Origin of the sequence: Klebsiella pasteurii, assembly GCF_018139045.1 — a bacterium.
GTDB classification, from domain to species: Bacteria; Pseudomonadota; Gammaproteobacteria; order Enterobacterales; family Enterobacteriaceae; genus Klebsiella; species Klebsiella grimontii.
The window spans coordinates 4,663,674-4,687,084 of the sequence record NZ_CP073236.1 but is presented as its reverse complement, the minus strand read 5'-3'; the positions used below and the strand labels follow the sequence as shown (position 1 = coordinate 4,687,084).

24 protein-coding genes and 1 pseudogene are annotated in these 23,411 nt (G+C 56.2%); 14 read left to right on the top strand and 11 right to left on the bottom strand.

From position 1 onward, the window contains the following. Window positions 1-119: 119 nt before the first annotated feature. Window positions 120-665, top strand: a complete 546-nt coding sequence (locus KCG39_RS22030) for a YfaZ family outer membrane protein (protein WP_004098290.1) — start codon at window positions 120-122, stop codon at window positions 663-665. Further along, window positions 665-985 (top strand): hypothetical protein, encoded by a 321-nt coding sequence (locus KCG39_RS22025; protein WP_004128569.1) that lies wholly within the window; start codon window positions 665-667, stop codon window positions 983-985. Before KCG39_RS22030 ends, KCG39_RS22025 begins: the two co-directional genes overlap by 1 nt. A gap of 45 nt (window positions 986-1,030) precedes the next feature. Here KCG39_RS22025 and KCG39_RS22020 read toward each other — a convergent pair whose 3' ends face one another. Together KCG39_RS22020 and KCG39_RS28120 are read right to left on the bottom strand one after the other, a co-directional pair. Continuing rightward, window positions 1,031-2,401 carry an NAD-dependent succinate-semialdehyde dehydrogenase gene (locus KCG39_RS22020; protein WP_142467894.1) on the bottom strand — a complete coding sequence of 457 codons (1,371 nt, stop codon included), beginning with the start codon at window positions 2,399-2,401 and terminating at the stop codon, window positions 1,031-1,033. A 517-nt stretch (window positions 2,402-2,918) separates the two neighbouring features. After that, window positions 2,919-2,996: pseudogene (locus tag KCG39_RS28120) on the bottom strand (Rpn family recombination-promoting nuclease/putative transposase); the annotation flags it as partial. 29 nt (window positions 2,997-3,025) lie between these two features. Between KCG39_RS28120 and KCG39_RS22010 the strand changes: the two are divergent. From KCG39_RS22010 to mdtM, 4 genes are all read left to right on the top strand, one after another. After that, window positions 3,026-3,841, top strand: coding sequence for an AraC family transcriptional regulator (locus KCG39_RS22010; protein WP_049113054.1), 816 nt, complete (start codon window positions 3,026-3,028; stop codon window positions 3,839-3,841). Between the two features lie 46 nt (window positions 3,842-3,887). After that, window positions 3,888-4,550 (top strand): LysE family translocator, encoded by a 663-nt coding sequence (locus tag KCG39_RS22005; RefSeq protein ID WP_004128563.1) that lies wholly within the window; start codon window positions 3,888-3,890, stop codon window positions 4,548-4,550. After that, window positions 4,543-5,832 carry a DUF445 domain-containing protein gene (locus KCG39_RS22000; RefSeq protein ID WP_004128562.1) on the top strand — a complete coding sequence of 430 codons (1,290 nt, stop codon included), beginning with the start codon at window positions 4,543-4,545 and terminating at the stop codon, window positions 5,830-5,832. The genes KCG39_RS22005 and KCG39_RS22000 overlap by 8 nt, the downstream gene beginning before the upstream one ends. 163 nt (window positions 5,833-5,995) lie before the next feature. Continuing rightward, a complete protein-coding gene (gene mdtM, locus KCG39_RS21995; protein ID WP_004128560.1) occupies window positions 5,996-7,237 on the top strand; it encodes a multidrug efflux MFS transporter MdtM in 1,242 nt (413 codons plus the stop codon). A gap of 10 nt (window positions 7,238-7,247) precedes the next feature. Here the strand turns inward: mdtM and KCG39_RS21990 are convergent, their stop codons facing one another. After that, entirely contained in the window at window positions 7,248-7,874 is a 627-nt protein-coding gene (locus KCG39_RS21990) for an IbrB-like domain-containing protein (RefSeq protein WP_004128557.1), read from the bottom strand. Continuing rightward, complete coding sequence (locus tag KCG39_RS21985) at window positions 7,874-9,085, bottom strand: phosphoadenosine phosphosulfate reductase (protein WP_004128554.1); 1,212 nt, start codon at window positions 9,083-9,085, stop codon at window positions 7,874-7,876. Before KCG39_RS21985 ends, KCG39_RS21990 begins: the two co-directional genes overlap by 1 nt. 373 nt (window positions 9,086-9,458) lie before the next feature. On the opposite strand from KCG39_RS21985, the gene KCG39_RS21980 reads away from it, so the two are divergent. The 4 genes from KCG39_RS21980 (at window position 9,459) to KCG39_RS21965 (ending at window position 11,959) form a co-directional block, all read left to right on the top strand. Next, complete coding sequence (locus KCG39_RS21980; RefSeq protein WP_004128551.1) at window positions 9,459-9,698, top strand: DUF2164 domain-containing protein; 240 nt, start codon at window positions 9,459-9,461, stop codon at window positions 9,696-9,698. Window positions 9,699-9,780: 82 nt separating this feature from the next. After that, window positions 9,781-10,932 carry a double-cubane-cluster-containing anaerobic reductase gene (locus KCG39_RS21975; protein ID WP_004128548.1) on the top strand — a complete coding sequence of 384 codons (1,152 nt, stop codon included), beginning with the start codon at window positions 9,781-9,783 and terminating at the stop codon, window positions 10,930-10,932. 8 nt (window positions 10,933-10,940) lie between these two features. Further along, the gene (gene yjiL / locus KCG39_RS21970) at window positions 10,941-11,708 is read left to right on the top strand and encodes a putative 2-hydroxyacyl-CoA dehydratase activator YjiL (RefSeq protein WP_142467895.1); all 768 of its coding nucleotides are present in this window, start codon (window positions 10,941-10,943) and stop codon (window positions 11,706-11,708) included. Next, window positions 11,705-11,959 carry a putative Se/S carrier protein gene (locus KCG39_RS21965; RefSeq protein ID WP_004128543.1) on the top strand — a complete coding sequence of 85 codons (255 nt, stop codon included), beginning with the start codon at window positions 11,705-11,707 and terminating at the stop codon, window positions 11,957-11,959. The genes yjiL and KCG39_RS21965 overlap by 4 nt, the downstream gene beginning before the upstream one ends. A 59-nt stretch (window positions 11,960-12,018) precedes the next feature. On the opposite strand, the gene KCG39_RS21960 is transcribed toward KCG39_RS21965, so the two are convergent. From KCG39_RS21960 to KCG39_RS21950, 3 genes are read right to left on the bottom strand one after another with little or no spacing between them, the layout of a single operon-like run. Beyond that, entirely contained in the window at window positions 12,019-13,122 is a 1,104-nt protein-coding gene (locus KCG39_RS21960) for a M20 peptidase aminoacylase family protein (protein ID WP_211811473.1), read from the bottom strand. Window positions 13,123-13,142: 20 nt separating this feature from the next. Next, entirely contained in the window at window positions 13,143-13,610 is a 468-nt protein-coding gene (locus KCG39_RS21955; protein WP_142467896.1) for a YjiG family protein, read from the bottom strand. Further along, the gene (locus KCG39_RS21950) at window positions 13,603-14,286 is read right to left on the bottom strand and encodes a nucleoside recognition domain-containing protein (protein ID WP_004128538.1); all 684 of its coding nucleotides are present in this window, start codon (window positions 14,284-14,286) and stop codon (window positions 13,603-13,605) included. The genes KCG39_RS21955 and KCG39_RS21950 overlap by 8 nt, the downstream gene beginning before the upstream one ends. A gap of 312 nt (window positions 14,287-14,598) precedes the next feature. On the opposite strand from KCG39_RS21950, the gene KCG39_RS21945 reads away from it, so the two are divergent. Beyond that, window positions 14,599-15,513 (top strand): LysR family transcriptional regulator, encoded by a 915-nt coding sequence (locus KCG39_RS21945; protein ID WP_004098266.1) that lies wholly within the window; start codon window positions 14,599-14,601, stop codon window positions 15,511-15,513. Between the two features lie 2 nt (window positions 15,514-15,515). On the opposite strand, the gene KCG39_RS21940 is transcribed toward KCG39_RS21945, so the two are convergent. The 4 genes from KCG39_RS21940 to KCG39_RS21925 form a co-directional block, all read right to left on the bottom strand. Continuing rightward, entirely contained in the window at window positions 15,516-16,580 is a 1,065-nt protein-coding gene (locus KCG39_RS21940) for a DUF2955 domain-containing protein (protein ID WP_004128535.1), read from the bottom strand. Next, entirely contained in the window at window positions 16,570-17,637 is a 1,068-nt protein-coding gene (locus KCG39_RS21935) for an HlyD family secretion protein (protein WP_142467898.1), read from the bottom strand. The genes KCG39_RS21940 and KCG39_RS21935 overlap by 11 nt, the downstream gene beginning before the upstream one ends. 6 nt (window positions 17,638-17,643) lie before the next feature. Continuing rightward, complete coding sequence (locus KCG39_RS21930) at window positions 17,644-18,108, bottom strand: MarR family winged helix-turn-helix transcriptional regulator (protein WP_004128530.1); 465 nt, start codon at window positions 18,106-18,108, stop codon at window positions 17,644-17,646. A gap of 217 nt (window positions 18,109-18,325) precedes the next feature. Continuing rightward, window positions 18,326-18,490 (bottom strand): DUF1127 domain-containing protein, encoded by a 165-nt coding sequence (locus KCG39_RS21925; RefSeq protein WP_004098259.1) that lies wholly within the window; start codon window positions 18,488-18,490, stop codon window positions 18,326-18,328. Between the two features lie 177 nt (window positions 18,491-18,667). Between KCG39_RS21925 and KCG39_RS21920 the strand changes: the two genes are divergently transcribed. The 3 genes from KCG39_RS21920 to hsdR are packed head-to-tail and all read left to right on the top strand — an operon-like array spanning window position 18,668 to window position 23,372. Beyond that, on the top strand, window positions 18,668-20,080 hold the full coding sequence (locus KCG39_RS21920; RefSeq protein ID WP_087828879.1) for an aminotransferase-like domain-containing protein: 1,413 nt from the start codon (window positions 18,668-18,670) through the stop codon (window positions 20,078-20,080). Between the two features lie 27 nt (window positions 20,081-20,107). Continuing rightward, window positions 20,108-20,896 (top strand): hypothetical protein, encoded by a 789-nt coding sequence (locus KCG39_RS27810; RefSeq protein WP_224326212.1) that lies wholly within the window; start codon window positions 20,108-20,110, stop codon window positions 20,894-20,896. Window positions 20,897-20,942: 46 nt separating this feature from the next. After that, window positions 20,943-23,372, top strand: a complete 2,430-nt coding sequence (gene hsdR, locus KCG39_RS21910) for an EcoAI/FtnUII family type I restriction enzme subunit R (protein ID WP_087828880.1) — start codon at window positions 20,943-20,945, stop codon at window positions 23,370-23,372. Window positions 23,373-23,411: the final 39 nt, after the last annotated feature.

Sequence of the window (23,411 nt, the reverse complement as noted above, 5' to 3'; positions counted from 1 at the left end):
CACAAATAAATATATCTAATAACAAAATTAGCATAAAACAGTCATCGCTAGCTGATTTGCAGTCATAAAAATCGATTGTTAAGGTGCCCTCCGCGTAATGTAATGATGAGGCATAAAACATGAAAAAGCTGAATATCCTTCTTCTCTCGGCGTTGACTGCCGTCTCGGGATCCGCGCTCGCGATGGGCGGCACCGTTGAGCAGGGCAAGAACTTCACCAACCTGAATCTGGAAATGGGGAAATCCTCCTCTGGCCTGTATGTGGAAAGCAACTGGCTCAAAAATACCGATGACGGTACCCAGACAGGCGGCGTCGGCGCGGGTTATAACCTGGAACTCGGCCCGGTGATGTTCAACGCCGGCGCGAAAGCCATCTACCTCGGCCCAAAAAAAGGCGATAACGGCGTAGCCTTTCCCATTGGCGGCGGCGTCAATGTGGCCCTGACCGACAGCATTCATCTCTATGGTGAGGGCTATGCCGCACCGGAGGGCCTGAACAACAGCGTCAAAAACTACGTTGAAGCCAACGGCGGCGTAAGCTGGACGCCCATCACCCCGGTGACGCTGAAAGTGGGCTATCGTCATGTCAGCGTCGACGGCAAAGATGGCCGCCCGGGCCACACGCTGATCGACGGCGCCTATGTCGGCGGTGGGGTTACCTTCTGATGAACAGCCGCTTCGCCGCGCTTTGCGTTTTGAGCTTCACCATGCTGCTGTCAGGCTGCGTCCAGTACAAATGGGTGAAGCCGGGCGTCAGCGATACGGAGATGAATAAAAAGCTCACGGAATGCGAAGCGCAGGCGCTGATCGATCTCCCCCCGGATAACGTCGTTACCGGTTCAAGCTCGGAAAAAACGGACAAAAAGAACAAGAAAAAGGATATTTCCACCAGCTATACGGTTGAGGATGCCAATGAGGGGCGCAGAGATACGCTCGTCGACAGCTGCATGTTTAAGAGCGGCTGGGATAAGATTGAAGTTCAGTGAACACAAAAAAACCTGCCGGATGGCAGGTTTTTGTCTTTCACGCCGTTATTTATGCACGACCACCAGCTTCTGATTCACAAACTCTTTAATCCCGAGATCGGAAAGCTCGCGGCCAAACCCGGAACGCTTAACGCCGCCAAACGGCAGCTCCGGCGCGGTATCGGTTAGCCAGTTGATATAGACCATCCCGGTTTCAATCCGCGAGGCCATGCGTTTCGCTCTTTCGATATCCTGGCTGAATACGGCTCCGCCAAGGCCATAGTGCGAATCGTTAGCCAGCTTCACCACCTCATCGTCATCTTTCACCACGTAGATTTGCGCAACCGGGCCGAAGAACTCTTCGAAGTAGGCCGGGTTATCGCGGGTAATACCGGTGAGTATGGTGGGCTCGAAAAAGCTGCCCTCCCGCTGCGCGGGTTTACCGCCCATGTGCAGCTTCGCGCCGTTTTTCACCGCGTCATTCACCTGCCTGGTCAGTGTCTCCAGCGCATCTTTTGAGGAGAGCGGCCCCAGCGTCGTGCTCTCATCCAGCGGATCGCCGATTTTCACCTGACGGAAGGCCTCGGTAAACTGGTTCAGGAACGAGTCGGCAATTTTTTCATGCAGGATAAAGCGCTTCGCCGCGGTGCACACCTGGCCTGCGTTGTTGAGCCGCGCCTGCACGCCGATCTTCACCGCCTTCGCCAGATCGGCATCGTCCAGGACCACAAAGACATCGTTTCCGCCCAGTTCAAGCGTCGCTTTCTTGATGTGTTTAGCCGCCTGCGCCGCCACCACGCCACCGGCTTTTTCCGACCCGGTCAGGGCCGCACCCTGTACGCGATCGTCGGCGATAATCTTCGCCACCTGATCCTGAGAAATAAACAGGTTAGTCCACGCCCCTTCCGGCGCGCCGGCTTCACGTACCAGGTGGGCGAAGGTTTCCGCACAGTGCGGGACGATGCTGGCATGTTTAGCGATAACCGGGTTCCCCGCCGCCAGGTTCGGCGCCAGTACGCGCATAAGCTGGTAATAAGGGAAGTTCCACGGTTCTACAGCCATCAACACGCCGATAGGATGGTGTTCAACCCAGGCTTCGCCCAAATCTGACGGATACTTCACCGGCGCCAAAAACTGTTTGGCGTTGTCGGCATAGTAACGAGCTATTTGCGCGCACAGCTTCACTTCACCGCGGCTTTGCTCAATCAGTTTGCCCATCTCCTGGCTGGCGATTTTAGCCAACTCTTCAACCCGGCTGTCGATCAAGTCCGCCAGTTTATGCAGTACCGGCAGACGCTGGTCAATATCCCCTTTCGCCCACGGCGAATGATATAGCGCATCCGCCTTCTGCAGAGCCGCTTCTACGTCCGCGTCACTGTGTGCCGGAAACTCTTTAATAAGCTGGTTATTGGCAGGATTCACCGTCTGATAAGCCATATCGTATGTCTCCTTGTTATCGCTGTTAACGCAGTCATAAATACCGCACAGGATATTAAGGGTAGTCGAGATAGCTGAGGATGCGGCCAAACTCAGAGAGATACAGAATTTTCCAGAAATGAAACGGATCGCCCTATCGGCATAAATCGCTCAGAAATAAAAACATAATATCAATGAGTTAGTGAATAACGGCCCGAATGTCCGCCTCAGACAAACCGGTAATTCTCAGCACCGTTTCCAGGGCCATACCTTCGGCGAGCATCGTTTAAGCATACGCAGCGCTTCGGCCCGCTGCCCCTCCTCAACGCCCTCAAGTCGACCTTCCCGCTTCCCCTGCCTGCGCCCCACTTCGCGGATAAATTTCCCCAACCGAAGCGCTTTGCCCGAGTGAATCAGGTAATTAAACAGCATGTTAGCTGCCTGTCATTAGCGTATCCGCTAAGCAAAATGGCCGTCAGAGGTTCCACAAAACCCAGCCAATCGCGCTGATAAATATGTTTTGCATCAGCTCCAGTCAGGCGACTCTTCGATGTTGGACAATTTCGTCATCAGGCACAGCGGTAATATCCACCAGCGGAAACGGCATGGTATAAACAGCTATCCCTCTCAGCTAAGGAGCCCATCGTGAGCCATACGCGCGATATTCAGCAAACCTTCTGGCGCGACGAACAGCTGCCCTGGCTGGAGCTGCGCAGTACCTGGAACAGCCGCCAGGCCTATAAACGTCACCGCCATCCGCAGCTCTCCGTGGGGGCGATTATCGAGGGGGAAACGCGCTGTATCTGCAACGGGCAGGAGTATCTGCTGCGGCCGGGCGATCTGATTACTATCCCCGCCCAGGCTCCCCACAGCTGCAATCCGCGCGACGGCCAGCCGCGCAGCTACCATATGCTCTATCTCGAGCTAAGCTGGTGCCGGCGACAGCTGGCCAACGATATGCATCAAGAGCGGTTAATAGCCTCCCAGCCGGTAATACGCGATGCCGAACTGTTTGCCCGGTATTTGCAAATCGTGGAATTGATGAGCCAGCAGAACACCGCCACGTTACCCGAAAGCGTCGCCCGATTGCTGCGCGGCCTGCCGCTGCGCCCGCTCGCGCCTGCAGCGCTAAGCCAAACCAGCGCGCGTTTGTTCAGTCGTCTGGCAACCAATCTGCAGGCGCCGCCGACGCTGGATAGCCTCGCCGATGAGTTTTCGCTGCGTAAAGAGACGCTGATCCGCGCCTTCAAGCAGGATACCGGCCTGACGCCCGCCAGCTTTATCAATATCGCGCGGATTGAATTCGCCAAAACGCGTCTGCGCGCCGGGGATAATATCGCCGATGTGGGCTACCAGGCCGGGTTTGCCGACCAGAGCCACTTTCATAAAACCTTTGTCAGCTATACCGCCGCCACGCCGCGCCAGTATGCGCAATCCCGATCAATAACAGACAATAATTAGCGTTCGCGCTGGCGTAGGGTGACCTCAGGTTATTACTGAGGTTGCTATGGACATACTCGCTACGCTCTTTCCCTCCGCCTTCCCCGCGCTGGCGCTCTCCCATTTTGTCGCCCTGCTGAGCCCCGGACCGGATTTTTTTCTGCTGGTGGGCTACGCCATCCGCTATCGCCTGCGCGGCAGCGTTGGCCTGTGTCTCGGCATCGCCGCCGGAAACGGCCTGTATATTCTTCTGGCGATTATCGGCTGGGGGATCCTGCGCCAGGCGCCGCTGCTGTTTACGGCGATTGAGCTGCTGGGTGCGGCGTATTTGCTGTGGATTGGCAGCCTGCTGCTCAGAAGCCGCCCGGCCACGCTGGCGCTGCACGGCGCCTCGGCTTCGCGCCCGCCGCTGGTGAAGCAGCTTTTTCTCGGGCTGGGTTCTTCGCTGCTCAATCCGAAAAACGCGCTGTTCTACCTCGCGCTGATGACCTCCCTGCTGGGACCGAACGTCACGCTGGTGCAGCAGGCCGTCAGCGGGGCCTGGATGACCAGCGTGGTGTTGATATGGGATCTGTTGCTGGTCACGCTGATTGCGCTACCGTCGGTGCAGCGCCGCCTTTCTGCCGTCGTCTGGCGAGTCGAGCGCACGGCCGGCGGCGTATTGATGGCTTTTGGTTGTTGGATTGTGTGGCAGTTTTTGCACGAGTTCGCCGTCAGGCTATATGCTTAAGCTTATGGAAAAACTCGCTGAACTGAAACGCGCCAAGCTGCTGGCGCTCTCGCTGCTGCTGATTGCAGCCGCCATTTTTATCACTACCCTCGTGCTGCCGCCAACGCCATGGGTCGGTGCGCTAAAGGCTATTTCCGAAGCGGCAATGGTCGGCGCGCTGGCGGACTGGTTTGCGGTAGTCGCGCTGTTTCGCCGTATTCCGCTGCCGTTCGTTTCGCGACATACGGCGATTATTCCGCGTAATAAGGATCGGATTGCCGATAATCTCGGCTATTTCGTGCAGGAAAAATTTCTTGATACGCCGTCGCTGGTGGCACTGATCCGCCGCTATGAACCGGCGCTGATGCTCGGTAACTGGTTCAGCCAGCCGGAAAACGCGCGGCGGGTCGGCCAGCATCTGCTGCAAGTGATGAGCGGGTTTCTCGAGCTTACCGACGACGCGCGCATTCAGCGGCTGCTGCGTCGGGCGGTGCATAAAGCGATTGATAAGGTCGATTTAACCCAAACCAGCGCCATGATGCTGGAGGGGCTGACGCGCGATAACCGTCACCAGAAGCTGCTCGATTCGCTGATTAGCCAGCTGATCGCCCTGCTCCAGCGTGACAGCTCGCGGGCGTTTATTGCCCGCGGAATCGTACACTGGCTGGAGACCGAGCATCCGCTAAAAGCCAGGCTGCTGCCTACCGAATGGCTTGGCGAGCACAGCGCTGAAATGGTTACCGATGCGGTTAACACGCTGCTCGACGAAGTGAGTCAGGATCGCGCCCATCAGATCCGCCAGGCCTTCGATCGCGCGGCGCTGAAGCTGATCGACAACCTGAAGTCCGATCCGCTAATGGCGGAAAAAGCGGACAATATCAAAGCCTATCTGAAAAACGATGAGACCTTTAACCGCTATCTGGGCGAGGTATGGGCCGATCTGCGCGGCTGGGTTAAAAACGATGTTAATAGCGACGATTCACGCATTAAGCAGCGCATTGCCGAAGCCGGGCAGTGGTTTGGCGAAACGCTGCTCCACGATGAGGCGCTGCGAGAATCGCTGAACGAACACCTTGAGCAGGCGGCGCACCGGGTGGCCCCGGAGTTTGCCACCTTCCTGACGCGCCATATCAGCGATACGGTCAAAAGCTGGGACTCCCGCGATATGTCCCGACAAATCGAGCTGAACATTGGTAAGGACCTGCAGTTTATCCGCATCAACGGCACGCTGGTTGGCGGCACTATCGGTCTGCTGCTGTGGCTGTTTTCACAAATCCCGGCGCTGCTGCATTTACATATTTAATTCAACTGTTTGTTTTTAAAGTATTCCTTACGCCAATATATATTGGCCACTAAAAGAACATGGATATTTAGGTTGACCCTAAATTTATTGCAGTGTGAAGTGCTGAAATAGTGCGCGCATAAACGGCTATTTATGGCGTAGAGACTCAACAAGGAGCCCACCGATGTTGCAATGGATGACCCGCTTTTTTGCCCGCCATTCCGCCACCCTGTTCTTCCCGGCAGCGCTGATCCTCTATGACTTTGCCGCCTATCTGACCACCGATCTTATCCAGCCGGGTATTATCCACGTGGTCCGCGACTTTGACGCCGACGTGGCGCTGGCGCCCGCCTCCGTTAGCCTGTATATGGCCGGCGGCATGGCGCTACAGTGGCTGCTCGGGCCGCTCTCCGATCGTATCGGCCGCCGCCCGGTGCTGCTCACCGGCGCGCTGATCTTTACCCTGGCCTGCTTCGCGACCCTGTTCACCACCTCAATGGAGCAGTTCCTCGCCGCGCGCTTTGTTCAGGGCACCAGCATCTGTTTTATCGCCACGGTCGGCTACGTCACCGTGCAGGAGGCGTTCGGCCAGACAAAAGCCATTAAGCTGATGGCGATTATTACCTCGATCGTGCTGATCGCGCCAATAATTGGCCCGCTCTCCGGCGCGGCGCTGATGCACTTCGTGCACTGGAAAGCGCTGTTCGGGATTATTGCCGTTATGGGGTTTATCGCCTGGCTGGGGCTGCTGCTGAATATGCCGGAGACCGTCCGGCGCGGCGACGTCCCCTTCAGCGCCAGCGGCGTGCTGCGCGATTTCCGCGATGTTTTCCACAACCGCGTTTTTCTGTTCGGCGCCGCCACGCTCTCGCTCAGCTATATTCCACTGATGAGCTGGGTTGCGGTCTCGCCGGTTATCCTGATTGACGACGGCGGGCTGACTACCGCCGAGTTCGCCTGGACCCAGGTACCGGTCTTCAGCGCGGTGATTATTGCCAACCTGTCGGTGGCGCGCTGGGTAAAAGATCCCACCCGCCCGCGCTTTATCTGGCGCGCGGTGCCCATCCAGATGACCGGGCTGGCGATCCTGATCCTCGGCAACCTGCTGTGGCCGCACGTCTGGCTGTGGTCGGTGCTCGGCACCTGCTTCTATGCTTTCGGCATCGGGCTGATCTTCCCGACGCTGTTCCGCTTTACCCTGTTTTCAAACGATCTGCCAAAAGGCACGGTTTCCGCGTCGCTGAACATCGTGATCCTCAGCGTCAGCGCGCTCTCTATCGAAGCGGCGCGCTGGCTGTGGTTTAACGGCGGCAGGCTGCCTTTTCATCTGCTGGGGGTGGCAGCGGGGATCGCGGCCGCGTGCTGTCTGGCGGGTTTATTAAGCCGGATACGCCAGCAGCCGGAAGCCACGCTGGCGCAGGAGTAGCGCGCATTGGCTACTCCACGGTCCAGGCTTCACTAAAGCTTTCGTCGGCGAACAGCTCCGTCAGGCCGCTGATCTGTTTCAGGCGCAGCACCTCATCCGCATCCATACCGAGCTCTTCGCCGATGCGTCGGTCGTCCCACCCCTGGCGATGTAAATCGCGGACGATGTCGGACATCGCCGCGATCTGATGTTTGCCCCTGGCGCGATTATGGCGAATGGTGGCGGCGATACGCTCTTTCTGCCCCTCCCGCTCGGCATTGATGAGCGTCACCGGAAGATACCCATGCAGGCGGCGGCTCAGCTCCGGGCGACTCTTACCAATCAGATGGCGATGAAAGCCGTCGACAACCAGGTGGCGTCGCTGCTGGCGGGCTACCACTACCGGTTGGGTAAAACCATCCAGTTCGATAGAGCGCTCCAGCAGCTTTTTTTCCACCGTCGCCATCACGTTCGGGTTGTAGTCATTCGCCTCAACCGTGTTGGCTTCGACCCACAGCACGCAGTCCACCGGCTCGCGGCAGAAGGGACTGTGCTGGTGGATCAGGCTCTTCAGCTCGTTAATCGCTTTGATTTTCAGGTCAATATCGTCAAACGACTCGAGATACTCAATCACTGTCTTAGCCACATCCGGTGACATCAAAGCGTCCTCCACTCTTTACGTTTGTTACTCACCAGCCGACAGTAACGCTCATAGTGCTTAGGCTGCGTCGGGCTGAACGACAGCATCCGGCACCAGAAATCGTTTTTCAGCAGCGTCTTGCAGATGCGACGCCATGAGGGAATATCGCGATAGCCGAGATCTTTTTCCTGCTCATCGGGGATATCGTCAGGGAAACCGCGGGTCTGGTACCAGTGCAGATAAATAGCGATTTTATTGCGGTAATGCTCGGCGGTTTTTTCCGGCATGCTGTCGAGCAGAAAGAGCGCATACTCACGCCAGCTAAAATGCGCCGGTTTGCGGATTTTGGTCTTCAGCGCAAAATAGTCGCCGCTGGCGTTGGCGTAAATCGCGCCGCTGTGCGCGCCGCAGACCCGACGGCACATCCGCTCCCAGGTCTCCGGCTCAAGAATGTGATAAAGCCACAGCCCGCGCCGCTGCTCGGGGCCGAAGGGCTCGCAGACGCGCATATTTTTCAGCGGTACGCCGGCGCGGTGCATCAGGTCATAGAGCGGGTTGTAGGGGAGCCGCGACTTGTGATTAAAGATCCAGATGTCGCGGGTCCGCCAGTCATAGAGGGGATAGCAGGTGTAGCTGAACCCTTCCGGCGAGGCGGTGGTCCATGGCTTATCGTCCTCAAAGCGCAGTTTGGTCGGCGAAGTGAGCGCCATGTAGCGATGTAGCGACTCGTCGGTGCGGATACCGATCAGCGAAGCGAGGCTTCTCCCGGCAGCCAGCCAGTGCGAAAAGGCCGGAACAAAGGCTTCAAACGTCATTTCCGGCTGATAAAAAGGGAAAAAATCGATATCGGTGATGGCGTCATCCGGCGGTTGCCTTACCCATTCAACACCGGCCCGCCAGGCGACCCATTCCGGCTCATGCTGCGATACGCCGCTCACCGTGGTCATCGGCAGCGCCACCCAGTAGAAGCGGCTCACCACGTCCTGATAGCGCTCTTTCATATTTTGCACGTGCTGGATAGTTAATAAATACTGTGCTTCCCAGTCCACGAACAATACCGCAAACTTTTTCCCTTTTTTACGCGCAACGGCCGCCGCCAGATGAAATAATACCGTTGAGTCTTTGCCACCCGAAAAAGATAAACAGACCTGCTCGAAAGTATCAAATACCCAATCCAGGCGCATCAGAGCAGCGTCAAAAACATTCATATCCAGTTTTACGCGTTTCATCCTTCACCCCTGATAAATGAATCGCCGTCAGAATGTACTTATAGAAAAATCCCGTAAGCCAGATAACCTGAAATCAGGTTCATAGATTATTCATCCAGATACCGACATGCTGAAAAAAGGCGAGCGCAACTAAATGTTATTCACATCATAAAAATCATAATATCTCATTTAAATTCATAAAGTTATGAGAATATCTCTTATAGTCTCCATTACACAGGGAATACCGTGACCTCTGTCACAATTATCTCCTGAACTATTTATTCATTCTCCTTCACTGCGACCAAAAACATCACGCTATAACCCCACGGGAGCGTCGCTATCGGATATAATCAGCGGCCCTGATTCACCGTAACAATATTGATTAAGGAACGCCATGAGCGATATCGATCTCAGCCCGCCGCAACGCGATCTGCTGCGCGAGAAGCTGTGTAAATACTGCGAAGAGAATTTTGAGCTGGAGCTGGAGCAATTTGACGCGGAATTCTTTGTCGACTTTATTGCGAAAGAGCTGGGTCCAATGTTTTATAACGCCGGGATTGATGCGGCCATCGCCACCCACCTTGCGTGGAGCGATCGGATTCAGGAAGAGATGGACCTGAAAAAAGTCTATTAGCGGGAGATCAATAAATCCATGCAATAAACAGGGGTATAATGCGACCTCTTTCATCATCTCCCGTGTACGGGGAAGGAAAACCATGTCGCTTATCACCGATCTACCCGCCATCTTTGACCACTTCTCCGCAGCCCGCCAGCAGGGTTTCCTCACGGTCATGGAGCTTAAAGAGCAAAACATACCGCTGGTTGGCACCTACTGCACCTTTATGCCGCAGGAAATTCCGCTGGCCGCCGGCGCAGTGGTGGTGTCGCTGTGCTCCACCTCCGACGAGACGATTGAAGAGGCGGAAAAGGATCTGCCGCGCAACCTCTGTCCGCTGATAAAAAGCAGCTACGGCTTTGGCAAGACCGACAAATGCCCCTACTTCTACTTTTCCGACCTCGTGGTGGGCGAAACCACCTGCGACGGCAAAAAGAAAATGTACGAATACATGGCCGAATTCAAAGCCGTACACGTGATGCAGTTGCCGAACAGCGCCAGCGATGATGCCTCGCGAGCGTTATGGAAAGCGGAAATTTTGCGCCTGCAGAAGGCAGTGGAAGATCGCTTTGGTACGCCGATCACCGAAGCCGCCCTGCGCGAGGCGATTATCCTCAAGAACCGCGAACGGCGGGCGCTGGCGAACTTTTATCGCGTCGGGCAGCTCAACCCGCCCGCGCTCAGCGGCAGCGATATTTTAAAAGTGGTCTACGGCGCGACCTTCCGCTTCGATAAAGCGGCGCTGATCGATGAGCTCAACGACATGGCCGATCGGGTACGCCTGCAGTGGCAAGAGGGCAAACGGCTGGCGGCGCGGCCGCGTATTCTGATCACCGGTTGCCCGATCGGCGGCGCGGCGGAAAAAGTGGTGAAGGCCATTGAGGACAACGGCGGCTGGGTGGTCGGTTTTGAAAACTGCACCGGCGCGAAAGCCACCGAGCGCTGCGTGGAGGAGACGGGCGACGTTTACGACGCCCTGACCGATAAATATCTCGCCATCGGCTGCTCCTGCATCTCGCCGAACGACCAGCGACTCTCCCTGCTTAGCCAGATGGTGGATGAATATCAGGCGGACGGCGTGGTAGACGTCATTCTGCAGGCCTGCCATACCTACGCGGTGGAGTCGCTGGCGATAAAACGCCACGTGCGCCAGCAGCACGACATCCCCTATATCGCCATTGAGACCGACTATTCGACGGCGGATATCGGCCAGCTCAGCACCCGCGTGGCGGCCTTTATTGAGATGCTTTAGGAGCGCACGTGACCGTTACCGTAGGGATTGATTCCGGATCCACCGCCACCAAAGGCATCCTGCTTGAAGACGGCGTGATTCAGCGCCGCTTTCTCTGCCCGACGCCGTTTCGCCCCGCCGACGCCATCGTTGAGACGTGGGAAACGCTCCGCGCTGGCCTGAGCGAACGCCCCTTTTTAACCTTAACCGGCTACGGACGCCAGCTGGTGCATTTCGCCGATAAGCAGGTCACCGAGATCTCGTGCCACGGGCTCGGCGCGCGGCTGCTGGCCCCGCAGACCCGGACGGTCATCGACATCGGCGGCCAGGACAGTAAGGTTATCCAACTGGACGAGGCGGGTAATCTCACCGATTTCCTGATGAATGATAAATGCGCGGCGGGCACCGGGCGCTTTCTGGAGGTGATCTCGCGTACGCTGGGGGCCAGCGTCGAACAGCTCGACAGCATCACCGAAGGCGTTGAGCCCCATGCGATTACCAGCATGTGTACGGTATTCGCCGAATCCGAGGTCATCAGCCTGCGTTCGGCCGGGGTGCCGCCGGAGGCGATCCTCGCCGGGGTGATCAACGCCATGGCCCGACGCAGCGCCAATTTTATCGGTCGTCTTTCGGCACAGGGGCCGCTGCTGTTTACCGGCGGCGTCAGCCACTGCGCCGCCTTCGCGCGGAGGCTGCAGGGGCACATGGGTATGGCGGTGCAGACGCATCCCGACGCGCAGTTTGCCGGGGCGATCGGCGCAGCGCTGATCGGCTTACGTCAGAGGAGCCGCCGGTGACGGAATATCTGTTTTTATTTCACTCAACGGTGGGGGTAGTGCGGATGCGCAAAGCCCTGCAGGCGGCGGGGGCGTCCTTCCGGGTGAAGGACATTCCGCGCCAGCTGCGCGGCGGCTGCGGGCTGTGCATTTATCTGAGCTGTGCGCCGGGCGAAGAACAGAAGTGGATTCTCCCCGGCCAAACGGCAGCCCTGTTTCGCGTCGCCGGGGATGATTATCAGCTGCTGGCTCAGTTTCCGCCGCAGGCGTAACCCAGGCGCGAATCATCGCCCGGCGGCGTACAGCGAGCACAATATCCGGGTTTGTTCCCTCAGCCCAGCAACTGGCGAATGCAGGATTTAAACACCCGCACGCCATCCGCCAGCGCGGCGCGGTCGAAGCGCATCTCCGGATGATGTAGCCCCGGGAGCAGGTCGCAGCCCAGCCCCCAGAACCCGCCCTTCACCTGTGGACGCAGGCGCAGATAGTGGAAAAAGTCCTCACTGCCCGGCGTACTCTTCGCTGCCGTTAAGCCGGCTTCGCCAAACGTTTCGCGAATCGCCTGGCTGACGATAGCCGTAGCCTGTTCGTCGATAATCGCGGCGGGCATCTCCTTGACGATCTGGATATCGACGGTGGCGCCGTAAGCCGCCGCGCTGCTCTCTATCGCCCGCACCACCCGCTCTTTCAACGTCGCCATGCCGTCATTTTCCGCGCTGCGCAGATCCCAGCACACGTGCGCTTTTGCCGGCACCGAGTTGGTCACTCCCGCATCGCACAGAAAGCGCGTCGCTTTAGCGCTCCAGGTCAGCGAAGGCGCCAGATGAATCCCGTTTACCGCCTGCACCGCGTGCGACGCAGCATCCAGCGCGTTAACGCCCAGATGAGGCCGGGCGGCATGCGCGGCTTTGCCGTGGAAATCGACCATCACCGTCGCCGAGGCGGAGTAGTACATCGCCGGGACCGCCTTGCCCTTCGGACACTCCTCCAGCGGCCTGAGGTGGAAGCCGAACAGCATCTCTACGTCGTCCAGCACGCCCGCTTCCGTCAGCGCGATCGCCCCGGTGCCCAGCTCTTCAGCGGGCTGAAAGAGTATTTTCAGCTTCCCGCGCTTTACCAGCCCTTCGGCGAGGATCTCTTCCGCGGCGGTCAACACCACCGAAGAGTGACCGTCATGACCACAGGTATGGCGAGCCTCTAAGCGGCCATCAATGATATGGCCCAGCGCATCCATATCCGCCCGCAGCGCCACGACCGGCCCCGGCTTACCGCTATCCAGCAGCGCAACAATGCCGGTGGTGTCGCCGACGTTGCGCTGAACCTGAAACCCCGCGGCTTCTAATGCATCGCCGATGTATGCCGACGTTTTGTGCTCCTCAAAGCCCAGTTCAGGGATTTGGTGCAGATAATTGAAATGCTCTAAAGTTCGCGACACGTCTTACTCCTTGCCTTCTATTATGCAATCACGCGCATGACCAGCATGGCGATGACGGCATTGATAATGCTCACCGCCATCAGCAGCGGCCAATATTTTTTCGGGACATCCGCCACGCCGAGCAGGCGCCCCATGTACTGAAGCTGCGAACCCATGAGGAAAATCGCCGGGATCAGAATCGTGATATCCGCCACGTTGAGGGTGCCTTTGCTCAACAGGCTCACCGCCACGCCGGTTCCCGCAGAGGCGGAAAGCCAGGAGGTCAGCAATACGGTAATGGCTTCGCCTGGCAGGCCAAACAGGTCCATCAGCGGCGCGCAGACGTGGCCGATGATCTGCATCACGCCGAGCAAATTGAGCATTTCAGCGATCACGTAGGCCATTAATACATTCGGCATCAGATTGTTGATGGCGATATTAAATCCTTTGCGCGCGCCGATAACGAAAATATCGAACGGGTTACTGCCGACTTTTGCCGAATTATTCATTTTCAAAATCCCTTCTATAAGCGGTATTCAGAACCAGACGCGTGATTGCCGCGCCGACAAATTTCAGCACAAACATTAAAAGCAGCGGAATAATGATAGGAATGGTTAACGAAGCGAACAGCGCTGAGCCAATCGAGAAGTAGTTATTAATCAGACCGGCGCCAGAATATTGCCAGGCGCCCATAATAACCAGATCCTTACGATTTATTTTGTCGCTGTCATACAGCTCTTTAGTCAGCGCCGCGCCGGCATCGGTACTCTGTAAATCGGTAATCAGCGCCAGGCCGGTATAACCCGGGATCCCGAGCAGCGGGCGAAGCAGCGGGGTCAGCAGCTTATGCGCCGCGCGGATCGCCCCGTAGTGGGTAAATATCTCCAGCAGCCCCAGCGCCAGCATCACCGTCGGCACCAGCGACAGGGCAAACAGGAAGCCGGCCTTGGCGCTGATGCCGCCGCTGCCGATAAAGGTGTTGGTTTCCGGCGTTTTCATGGTGCCGAACGCGCCGCCGAGGGTGGTAAAGTCAAACGCCCCCAGCCAGGCCATGCCTTCAACCTTAAACAGTAATCCGGAAAAAACTAACAATACGATGATCAGTGAAATCCAGGCGCCGGGCCCGACTTTCCACTCATTTGCCGTTTCGTCGGAGGAACATTCCAACGTTTTATTTTCACTCATACCCTGTCCTCTCACATAATGAAATGTTAGTGCGATTGTTTGCAATTTGAAATTATGTCAATTTATTGTTATTCGAATTTATTATTTTCACTGATAGGCTTTTCCATATTCCCTTACTCAGCATCATCACCATTTCTTATTCTTCACCTTCCCGAGCATTGCCACCTTAATAGCACGCCGGAAATAAGCGATGAGAATTTTCCTCCCTGTCAGTTTTTGTCCGAATTACGATTATCTATAACTTGCCGGGATGATAAATACCTGTGAAAGGGTGTTATTGTTGACTACAGGTCAACAAAGGAGCGAGAAACGATGTTGCATGAGAGGCCAATGAGCTATCTGTATGAAGTCGGGATTCAGGGAGGCATTCGCCGGGCCGCCGATATGCTGGGCATCAACCCGTCAGTCATCAGCCGCCAGATAGCACAGCTGGAACGGGCGCTGGAGCTGCCGCTGCTGGAACGGCAGGGGCGAAACGTGGTGCTCACCGAAGCAGGGCGCCTGCTGGCGGAGGACTACTTCGAAAGCCGCCAGCGCCGGGAAAAGCTGGAAAGTCACCTGAAGGATTTACGCCATATGCGCGGCGGGACAATTTCAGTGAGGATTGGCGGCGGGCTGGTCACCACCTTTATTGAATCGGTGATGAGCACCTTTGCGCAGTCCTGGCCTAACGTATTCGTGGATATTATTGTCGGCAGCATGCAGGAGATGCTCAACGATATCGCCAGCGGCGAAGCGGATATGGCGGTCGCCTTTGGCCCCATCGGCAACCCGGAGCTTAAACGCCACAGCTTCCAGTGGGGCCCTATCTGCGCCGTGGTCTCGCCACAGCACCCCATCGCTGCCCTGCCCGCCGTCACCATCGATGAGCTTACGCAATATCGCCTGATCGCGCTCACCGACAGCTTTGGCCTGCAGCGTCATATGAACGCCATGTTCAAAACCGCTGGACGGCAGTTTCATCCGGCCTATCGCTGCAACCTCTTTTCCACCGCCATGAGCCTGAGCCAGGCGGGATTGGGGATCTCTTTTATGACCGCATACGCCGCCCGGGAAGCGATCGCCCACGGTATTCTGACCGCAGTCCCCATCGACCATCCTATCGCCAGCAGCGCCCAGTGCCACCTGCTACGCAACTCCGACCGCCGCTTTTCCCCGGCGGCGCATCATATGTGGCGGCTGCTGCACAACGCTTTTCGCGACGCGCAGCGGGCGCTGGCGGCCTGAGCTTATTCGGTCACCACAAACCGCGTTGGCGCAAAACAGTTCAGCAGCCGATGCATAAGGAAGACCATGGTCAGCGTGACGATCAGCGCCACGGTGACGGAAGTGATGCGGTACAGATCGCTGAACACCAGGTCCTGGTCCGGATGCAGGTTCTGACCGAACATGATGCCGATGGTGGTGATGCTGGCGAAGCCAACGCCAGCCCCCACTTTCTCCATCACGTGCAGACGGGCGCTAAACGCCAGGCCGAGACCAATCAGCGGCATCATCAGCAACATATGGTTGCTGAAGTCGTAGATAATCAGCTGCACCACCAGAATATAAAGGCAGGCCAGCACTACCCCCACCACACGCCAGATCGAGCTGATCACCGCGCCGCGATAGTGCATCGGGAACAGAATTAAAATCCCCGCCATCAGCGCCGACAGCGAGTCGCTCAGATCGCAGACCTGAAAGATCACAAAGATCATTGTCGCCACGCTGCCGGAGAGCAGCGATTCGTGGCGAATACGGGCGGCGTCTTTTTCAATGCGCGGCGGCGGCTTGCGCGGTTCAACGTCCGGGATGAAGTAGTTGAGCAATGCGCTCAGCGCTACCGCCATCACGCAGGCCTCCATATTGGAGAACATCAGGGTGTGCCAGTTACTGGTGGGATAGCTCATAAAGTTGAGCATCGTGCTTTGACACACCACGCCCATCGATCCCAGCAAAAAAAGCGGCCCCTGGCTCATAAAGCGAAAGCGCATCACGTACAGGCCAAACACCACCAGCGTCATGATCACCGGCCACTGCGACAGATAGCCGACGATCAGCACCATTTCGACGCAGTTTACCGCCGCGCTGAACACAAACTGCCGCGCCACGTGGCGGTTAAATACCGGCACCAGCGACAGCAGCATCAGCGGATAAACCACGAAAAAGACGCCGTACTGTACGTCGTAGAAGGTCGAAATGCTCAGTGCGATAGTGCCGGCCACGGCGATACGCAGCGTCTGGCGAAAATCGTTGGCCGTATAGACGATGTTGCCGTGCGGGGTGAAAACCCGCGCCAGGGTATTAATAGACATAGTGCAGCAGACTCACCAGATGGATCTGCGCGCCGGCAAAGGTGCGGGCAAACGGGCCATCGCTGTTATAAAGCTGTACCGTCGCGCGGGCGCCGGTGGGCAGCGGCTTATCCAGCGGCTCGTCCAGGGCAACGTGAATACGCATGCGCTGCGCGTCGCGCACCCAGCGGGTAGACTGCTCCGGCTGCGACAGCTGGCCATTGACCTCTTCCTGGCCGGCCAGAATACCGGCATCGCTGCTGGTGACGTGCGCCGGGAAGACTTTCCCCGGCAGCGCATCAAACACCACCGCGGCATCGGTATTGACGCCGGTGTGGCGCAGGCTCTTTTCACGGATATCGGCGACGATATCGGTCTGATTGCTCACCAGCGCCAGCAGCGGCGTGGCGGCGGTGGCGTACAGACCGGGGTTAAGCTGCAGGTTGCTCACCATGCCGTCAGTCTCCGCGCGGACCTTCGTCCAGCCGAGGTTAAGCTGCGCTTCTTCCAGCGCGTTGCGGTACTTCTGCAGCGTGACGTTGCGCTCATCGTCGCGCTCGCCGCGCTGGATCAGCAGATTCTGGATACTGGCGTTGAGCGCGCTGACCGACTGCTCGCTGGTCTGCCAGGTGGTACGCACTTTATCCAGATCCGACTGAGAGACGTTCTGCATGGTGCTCAGGCGCTGGTAACGATCGAAGGTCACCTTATCGTTGCGCGCGGTGTACTGGGCGGTGCGCAGGTTGGCGCGGGCAGAGGCGATCTGCGCGTCCAGCTGCTGGTTGCTGAGTTTCGCCTGTTCAAGGGCGATCTGCGCCGCTTCCACTTTATTGATAAACGGCGTCGGATCCAGTTCATAGAGCAGGTCGCCCTTCTTCACCTGGCTGTTGTTGTGCACATAGACATGGGAGACATAGCCGGAGACGCGCGACGAGACCGGCGTGACCACGCGCATCACGGTGGAGTCCGGCGTGAGCGGGATCCAGATATCGGCAACGATAAACCAGGCGAATATGGCCAGGAAGGCGGCAATACTCACCCTTACCCAGCGGGCAAATTTCTGTTCAGGGGTCATCATAGTGTTTTAGATCTTGTTATCTTCTTCGCGGATAGTCCGCAGATTGCAGGCGATTTGATTTAACGTGGCGCTAAAGGCGGCGAGCTGCGCTTCAGGGAGGGTTTCGGTGACGCGCTGTTGATAGGTCTCAATCACGCGGTTCAGCTTCTCCAGAATAGCGCGGCCTTCCGCCGTCAGCGTCAGCAGGCGTATGCGTTTGTCATAAGGCGATGTAGAACGCAGCAGATAGCCCTGCTTTTCCAGCTGCGTGAGGGTGCGCATCAGCGGCGGCAGTTCAATGCCCTGCACCTCCGCCAGCTCGCTGACCGAGACGTTATCCCCCAACTGATGCAGCTGCATCAGCACCGTCCAGCTTGACTGGGTCAGGCCGGTGTCGGTAATGGCAGAATCAATAATCGCGCGCCACTGGCGCACCACCATCGCCATGCGCATGCCCATCGGGCGGCGGGCAAACAGGTCGTCTTCGGTCATCTTTTTTCCTCACTTAACGCTAAGGAAAATAATACTTATCACGATAAGTATCAAGAAACGAAGAGTGGATAAGCATGAATTGATAAATTTTATGAATGTATTATCCCCGGTCGCGCTCGCGCTTACCGGGGCTACAGAACTGCGCGGTTTGGTAGCCCCCCGGACAGGCGCTTCAAGCGCCGCCTCCGGGGAAATGCCAGGGAATAAATCGCATTTTTTAATTGATCTGATCCCGACGCAGCCCGACATCTTTTAGCTGTTCGTCGCTCATACGCTGCAATGTCCTGCGCGTTTGTTCACGAAGCCACCATTTTTTGATTATCCGCGCCAGAAATACGAAGCCGATAAACGGCTGTCTTGCCCGATTCTCGTGAAATTCCATCCTCTACCTCCTCACCTTGCCAGAGGCTTTATCTTCACGGATCCGGGGCTAAACAATACAGATTCACAAAATACTTTTCTTTAACATACAGATTCGCTAAAACGTACAGCAGACCTCATTTTTACCGCCAATCTGTACTGGTTTATTGATCTGTATGGCGACGATCAAGGATACAGCATGACCCGCTATCAACATCTGGCCAGCCTGCTGGCAGAACGCATCGAACAGGGGCTGTATCGCCCCGGCGAAAAGCTGCCGTCGGTACGCAGCCTGAGCCAGGAACACGGTGTCAGCATCAGTACCGTTCAGCAGGCCTACCAGATGCTGGAACAGCAGCAGCTGATCGTGCCGCAGCCGCGATCCGGCTATTTCGTGGCCCCGCGTAAAGCCCAGCCGCCGGTACCGCCGATGTCGCGTCCGGTCCAGCGCCCCGTCGAGATCACCCAGTGGGATCAGGTACTGACCATGCTCGACGCCCGCCACGACAAATCGATTATCCCCTTCGGCGGCGGCTCGCCGGACGTCACTCAGCCGAGCCTGAAGCCTATCTGGCGCGAGCTGAGCCGGGCAATCCAGCACAACCTTAGCGAAGTGCTGAACTACGACGAGCTGGCCGGGCGTCGCGAGCTGCGCGAACAGATCGCCCGCCTGATGCTCGACGGCGGATCGGTGGTCACCGCCAACGATCTGGTGCTCACCAGCGGCTGCCACAGCGCGCTGTCGCTGGCGCTGCTGTCGGTGTGCCAGCCCGGCGATATCGTCGCCGTCGAATCCCCTTGCTACTACGGCACCATGCAGATGCTGCGCGGATTAGGGTTAAAAACCATCGAGATCCCCACCGATCCGGAAACCGGGATCAGCATCGAGGCGTTAGAGCTGGCGCTCGATCAATGGCCGATCAAAGGGGTGATCCTGGTCCCTAACTGCAATAATCCGCTGGGATTTATCATGCCGGATGCCCGCAAGCGGGCGGCGCTGTGCCTCGCCCAGCGCCACGATATCGTTATTTTTGAGGATGATATCTACGGCGAACTGGCGACCGAATACCCGCGCCCGCGCACCATCCATTCCTGGGATATCGACGGACGGGTGATGCTCTGCAGTTCGTTTACCAAAACCATCGCTCCCGGCCTGCGCATCGGCTGGATTGCCCCCGGCCGTTATTACGATCGTCTGCTGCAGATGAAATATGCCGCCAGCGGCACCAACGTCCCCTCCACCCAACTGGCGGCCTGTAACTTTATTCGCGAAGGCCACTATCACCGCCACGTGCGGCGGATGCGGCAGATCTACCAGCGTAATATGGAGATCTACACCTGCTGGCTGCGGGAGTTTTTCCCCTGCGGGATCTGCGTTACCCGCCCGAAAGGCGGCTTTATGCTGTGGGTCGAGCTGCCGGAGCAGGTGGATATGGTCTGCGTCGCGAAGCAGCTGTGCCGGCTTAAGATCCAGGTCGCGCCGGGATCGCTGTTTTCAGCATCCGGGAAATACCGCAACTGCTTAAGGATCAACTGCGCCCTGCCGCCGATCGAGAAGCATAAAGAGGTGATGGTGCAGCTGGGGGAAGCGGTGAAAGTGGCGATGGAGTGATTAATCATCTTAACTAATGGAAAATATATGGAAAGCAACTTAAAAAAATTTTCGACCAATGCATTAAAAATTATTCCAGGATATGATTTCCTCTCGGAAATGTATATATTCATTAAACACCCGGAAATATATGACGGCACCCATGAATATGCTCCCTTGGTAAATTCTGGCGCTAATTTATTAAAATCAATACTAATTGTAGGCTCATTGATAGCTGCATTCAGTTTTCTTTCAATAAAATTAGCTCCCATAACTAGCTTTAAATTAATATTCAATCAACTATATTGGTACATTCTTTTGTTAATCCAACCTATAAAGTTTGGAGTCTTTTTCTGGCTGTGCATGTCTACAGCAACTCGATTTAAAAAAAATGTGTGTCATAGTGTTTATTTTTTTCAGGTGCTTCAAACCTACGCGGTTATTAATGTAATAACATTCTTCTTGTTTTGCATAGCAATCAACAGAATTTTCCTTACTGGAGATTTTAACAGACCATCTGGCAACATTGATCTAATGATAGGTTTTATATTGGCATTGCTTGTTCTTACACTTACATTCAGACTATTAATAGCTCCATCATTTCGTTACTTGTCGATGTATTACAAAAAACCATCCAGTGCAATTATCCTTCTCTTATCAATTAGCATCTCTTATTATTCAGCTAATCAAATAAAATTAGTAGACGGAAGTGGAATGGTGAACAAGAAAGAATTCTGCGAATTATCTTATGATTTAAAAATAAATCCCTCACACATTAATAAAATCGATAAAAACCTATACCTGAATGAGTGTATAAATATCTTCTCCCAGAATTGATAATTATGTAAAATCAGAAGGTTCCTGTTCACGTAAAGAGAGAACTATGGCTGACCTGAACCTGAGTACCCTGACGGAAGCAGACATCATCACCAAACGCGTTATGCCCGCCATCCTTGATGCTGGCTGGAGCGACACAACGCAAATCCGACAGGAGGTCAAACTCCGGGATGGTAAGGTCATCGTGCGCGGTAAGGTTGCAGCGCGCAGAACGGTGAAATCCGCCGATATCGTGCTGTATCACAAGCCGGGTATTCCGCTGGCGGTCATTGAAGCCAAAGCCAACAAACATGAAATCGGCAAGGGGATGCAGCAGGGCATCGAGTACGCGCGACTGCTGGACGTTCCGTTCGTCTTCGCCACCAATGGCGACGGTTTTATTTTCCGCGATGCCACGGCAGCCGAAGGCGAGTTGCTCGAAAAAAGTATTACCCTTGACGAATTTCCATCCCCAGCCGAACTTTGGCACAAGCTCTGCGTCTGGAAAGGTTACACCGAAGCCCAGCTTCCGGTGATTACTCAGGACTACTACGACTACGGCAGCGGCAAAGCGCCGCGCTACTACCAGCTACAGGCCATCAATAAAACGATTGAAGCCGTTTCCGCCGGGCAGAACCGCGTTCTGCTGGTGATGGCAACCGGCACCGGCAAAACCTATACCGCCTTCCAGATCATCTGGCGCTTATGGAAAGCGAAAAGTAAGAAGCGGATCCTGTTCCTCGCCGATCGCAATATCCTGGTCGATCAGACCAAAAACAACGACTTCCTGCCGTTTGGCACGGCGATGACCAAGGTCACCGGGCGCACCATCGACCCGGCCTTTGAAATCCACCTCGCGCTGTACCAGGCCATCACCGGCCCGGAAGAAGATCAAAAAGCCTTTAAACAGGTAGCGCCGGATTTCTTTGACCTGATTGTCATCGACGAATGTCATCGCGGCAGCGCTTCGGAAGACAGCGCGTGGCGCGAAATCCTCGACTATTTCAGCGCCGCCACGCAGGTTGGCTTAACCGCCACGCCGAAAGAGACTCATGAAGTCTCCAGCACCGATTACTTCGGCGACCCGGTGTATATCTACTCGCTGAAAGAAGGTATCGAAGACGGCTTCCTTGCTCCCTATAAAGTGGTGCGCGTCGACATCGACGTCGATCTCCAGGGCTGGCGCCCGACCAAAGGCCAGACGGATAAAAACGGTGAGCTGATCGACGATCGTATCTACAACCAGAAAGATTTTGACCGCACGATGGTGATCGATGAGCGCACCGAACTGGTAGCGAAAACCATTACCGATTACCTCAAACGCACCGACCCGATGGATAAAACCATCATCTTCTGTAACGACATCGATCACGCGGAGCGGATGCGCCGCGCGCTGGTCAATCTCAACCCGGAACAGGTCAAAAAGAACGACAAGTACGTGATGAAAATCACCGGCGATGACGACATTGGCAAAGCCCAGCTGGATAACTTTATTAATCCCAAAAAAGAGTATCCGGTTATCGCCACCACCTCCGAGCTGATGACCACCGGCGTCGACGCCAAAACCTGCAAACTGGTGGTGCTGGACCAAAACATTCAGTCGATGACCAAATTCAAGCAGATCATCGGTCGCGGTACCCGCATCGATGAACGCTACGGCAAGCTATGGTTCACCATCCTCGATTTTAAAAAGGCTACCGAACTGTTCGCCGATGAGCGCTTTGACGGCATCCCGGAAAAGGTGATGGACACCACGCCGGAAGATATCGCCGACCCGGAGTCTGATTTTGAAGAGCAGTTCGACGAGCACGAAGAAGAGACCGAAGACGACATCACCGGTGTCGATGAAGATCCCGCCCCGTATACCGTCACCGAATCCGGCGATGTCGGCCCGCTGCCGGAAGAGGGCGAGAACAAAGTGCGCAAGTTTCACGTCAACGGCGTGGCTGTCGGCGTGATTGCCCAGCGCGTGCAGTATTACGATGCCGACGGCAAGCTGGTCACCGAATCCTTCAAAGATTACACCCGCAAAACGCTGCTCAAAGAGTACGCCTCGCTGGATGATTTCACCCGCAAATGGCAGGGCGCCGAGCGCAAAGAAGCCATCATCAAGGAACTGGAGCAGCAGGGGATTATCTGGGAAGTGCTGGCGGAAGAGGTCGGTAAAGAGCTCGACCCGTTCGACATGCTGTGCCACGTGGTGTATGGTCAGCCGCCGTTAACCCGCAAAGAGCGGGCGGAGAACGTGCGCAAGCGCAACTACTTCACCAAATACTCCGACGCCGCGCAGGCGGTGCTGAACACGCTGCTGGATAAATACGCCGACGCGGGCGTGCAGGAAATAGAGAGTATTCAGGTGCTGAAGCTCAAGCCGTTCGACAGCATGGGTACGCTGCCGGAGATCATTAAAAGCGGATTCGGCGACCGTAACGGGTATAATCAGGCCATCAGTGAGCTGGAGAGCGAAATCTACCACTTACCGCCCCGCTCCGCGTAACCACTCCCCTTTTGCGCCTTCTGCTGCCACCGCGTAGCA

What these genes read in the sequence shown, in the direction of transcription:
- KCG39_RS22030 (WP_004098290.1), top strand. Translation starts at nt 120, where the DNA reads ATGAAAAAGCTGAATATCCTTCTTCTCTCGGCGTTGACTGCCGTCTCG.
- KCG39_RS22025 (WP_004128569.1), top strand. Translation starts at nt 665, where the DNA reads ATGAACAGCCGCTTCGCCGCGCTTTGCGTTTTGAGCTTCACCATGCTG.
- KCG39_RS22020 (WP_142467894.1), bottom strand. Translation starts at nt 2,401, where the DNA reads ATGGCTTATCAGACGGTGAATCCTGCCAATAACCAGCTTATTAAAGAG.
- KCG39_RS22005 (WP_004128563.1), top strand. Translation starts at nt 3,888, where the DNA reads ATGGACATACTCGCTACGCTCTTTCCCTCCGCCTTCCCCGCGCTGGCG.
- KCG39_RS22000 (WP_004128562.1), top strand. Translation starts at nt 4,543, where the DNA reads ATGCTTAAGCTTATGGAAAAACTCGCTGAACTGAAACGCGCCAAGCTG.
- mdtM (WP_004128560.1), top strand. Translation starts at nt 5,996, where the DNA reads ATGTTGCAATGGATGACCCGCTTTTTTGCCCGCCATTCCGCCACCCTG.
- KCG39_RS21990 (WP_004128557.1), bottom strand. Translation starts at nt 7,874, where the DNA reads ATGTCACCGGATGTGGCTAAGACAGTGATTGAGTATCTCGAGTCGTTT.
- KCG39_RS21985 (WP_004128554.1), bottom strand. Translation starts at nt 9,085, where the DNA reads ATGAAACGCGTAAAACTGGATATGAATGTTTTTGACGCTGCTCTGATG.
- KCG39_RS21980 (WP_004128551.1), top strand. Translation starts at nt 9,459, where the DNA reads ATGAGCGATATCGATCTCAGCCCGCCGCAACGCGATCTGCTGCGCGAG.
- KCG39_RS21975 (WP_004128548.1), top strand. Translation starts at nt 9,781, where the DNA reads ATGTCGCTTATCACCGATCTACCCGCCATCTTTGACCACTTCTCCGCA.
- KCG39_RS21955 (WP_142467896.1), bottom strand. Translation starts at nt 13,610, where the DNA reads ATGAATAATTCGGCAAAAGTCGGCAGTAACCCGTTCGATATTTTCGTT.
- KCG39_RS21950 (WP_004128538.1), bottom strand. Translation starts at nt 14,286, where the DNA reads ATGAGTGAAAATAAAACGTTGGAATGTTCCTCCGACGAAACGGCAAAT.
- KCG39_RS21945 (WP_004098266.1), top strand. Translation starts at nt 14,599, where the DNA reads ATGTTGCATGAGAGGCCAATGAGCTATCTGTATGAAGTCGGGATTCAG.
- KCG39_RS21940 (WP_004128535.1), bottom strand. Translation starts at nt 16,580, where the DNA reads ATGTCTATTAATACCCTGGCGCGGGTTTTCACCCCGCACGGCAACATC.
- KCG39_RS21935 (WP_142467898.1), bottom strand. Translation starts at nt 17,637, where the DNA reads ATGATGACCCCTGAACAGAAATTTGCCCGCTGGGTAAGGGTGAGTATT.
- KCG39_RS21930 (WP_004128530.1), bottom strand. Translation starts at nt 18,108, where the DNA reads ATGACCGAAGACGACCTGTTTGCCCGCCGCCCGATGGGCATGCGCATG.
- KCG39_RS21925 (WP_004098259.1), bottom strand. Translation starts at nt 18,490, where the DNA reads ATGGAATTTCACGAGAATCGGGCAAGACAGCCGTTTATCGGCTTCGTA.
- KCG39_RS21920 (WP_087828879.1), top strand. Translation starts at nt 18,668, where the DNA reads ATGACCCGCTATCAACATCTGGCCAGCCTGCTGGCAGAACGCATCGAA.
- KCG39_RS27810 (WP_224326212.1), top strand. Translation starts at nt 20,108, where the DNA reads ATGGAAAGCAACTTAAAAAAATTTTCGACCAATGCATTAAAAATTATT.
- hsdR (WP_087828880.1), top strand. Translation starts at nt 20,943, where the DNA reads ATGGCTGACCTGAACCTGAGTACCCTGACGGAAGCAGACATCATCACC.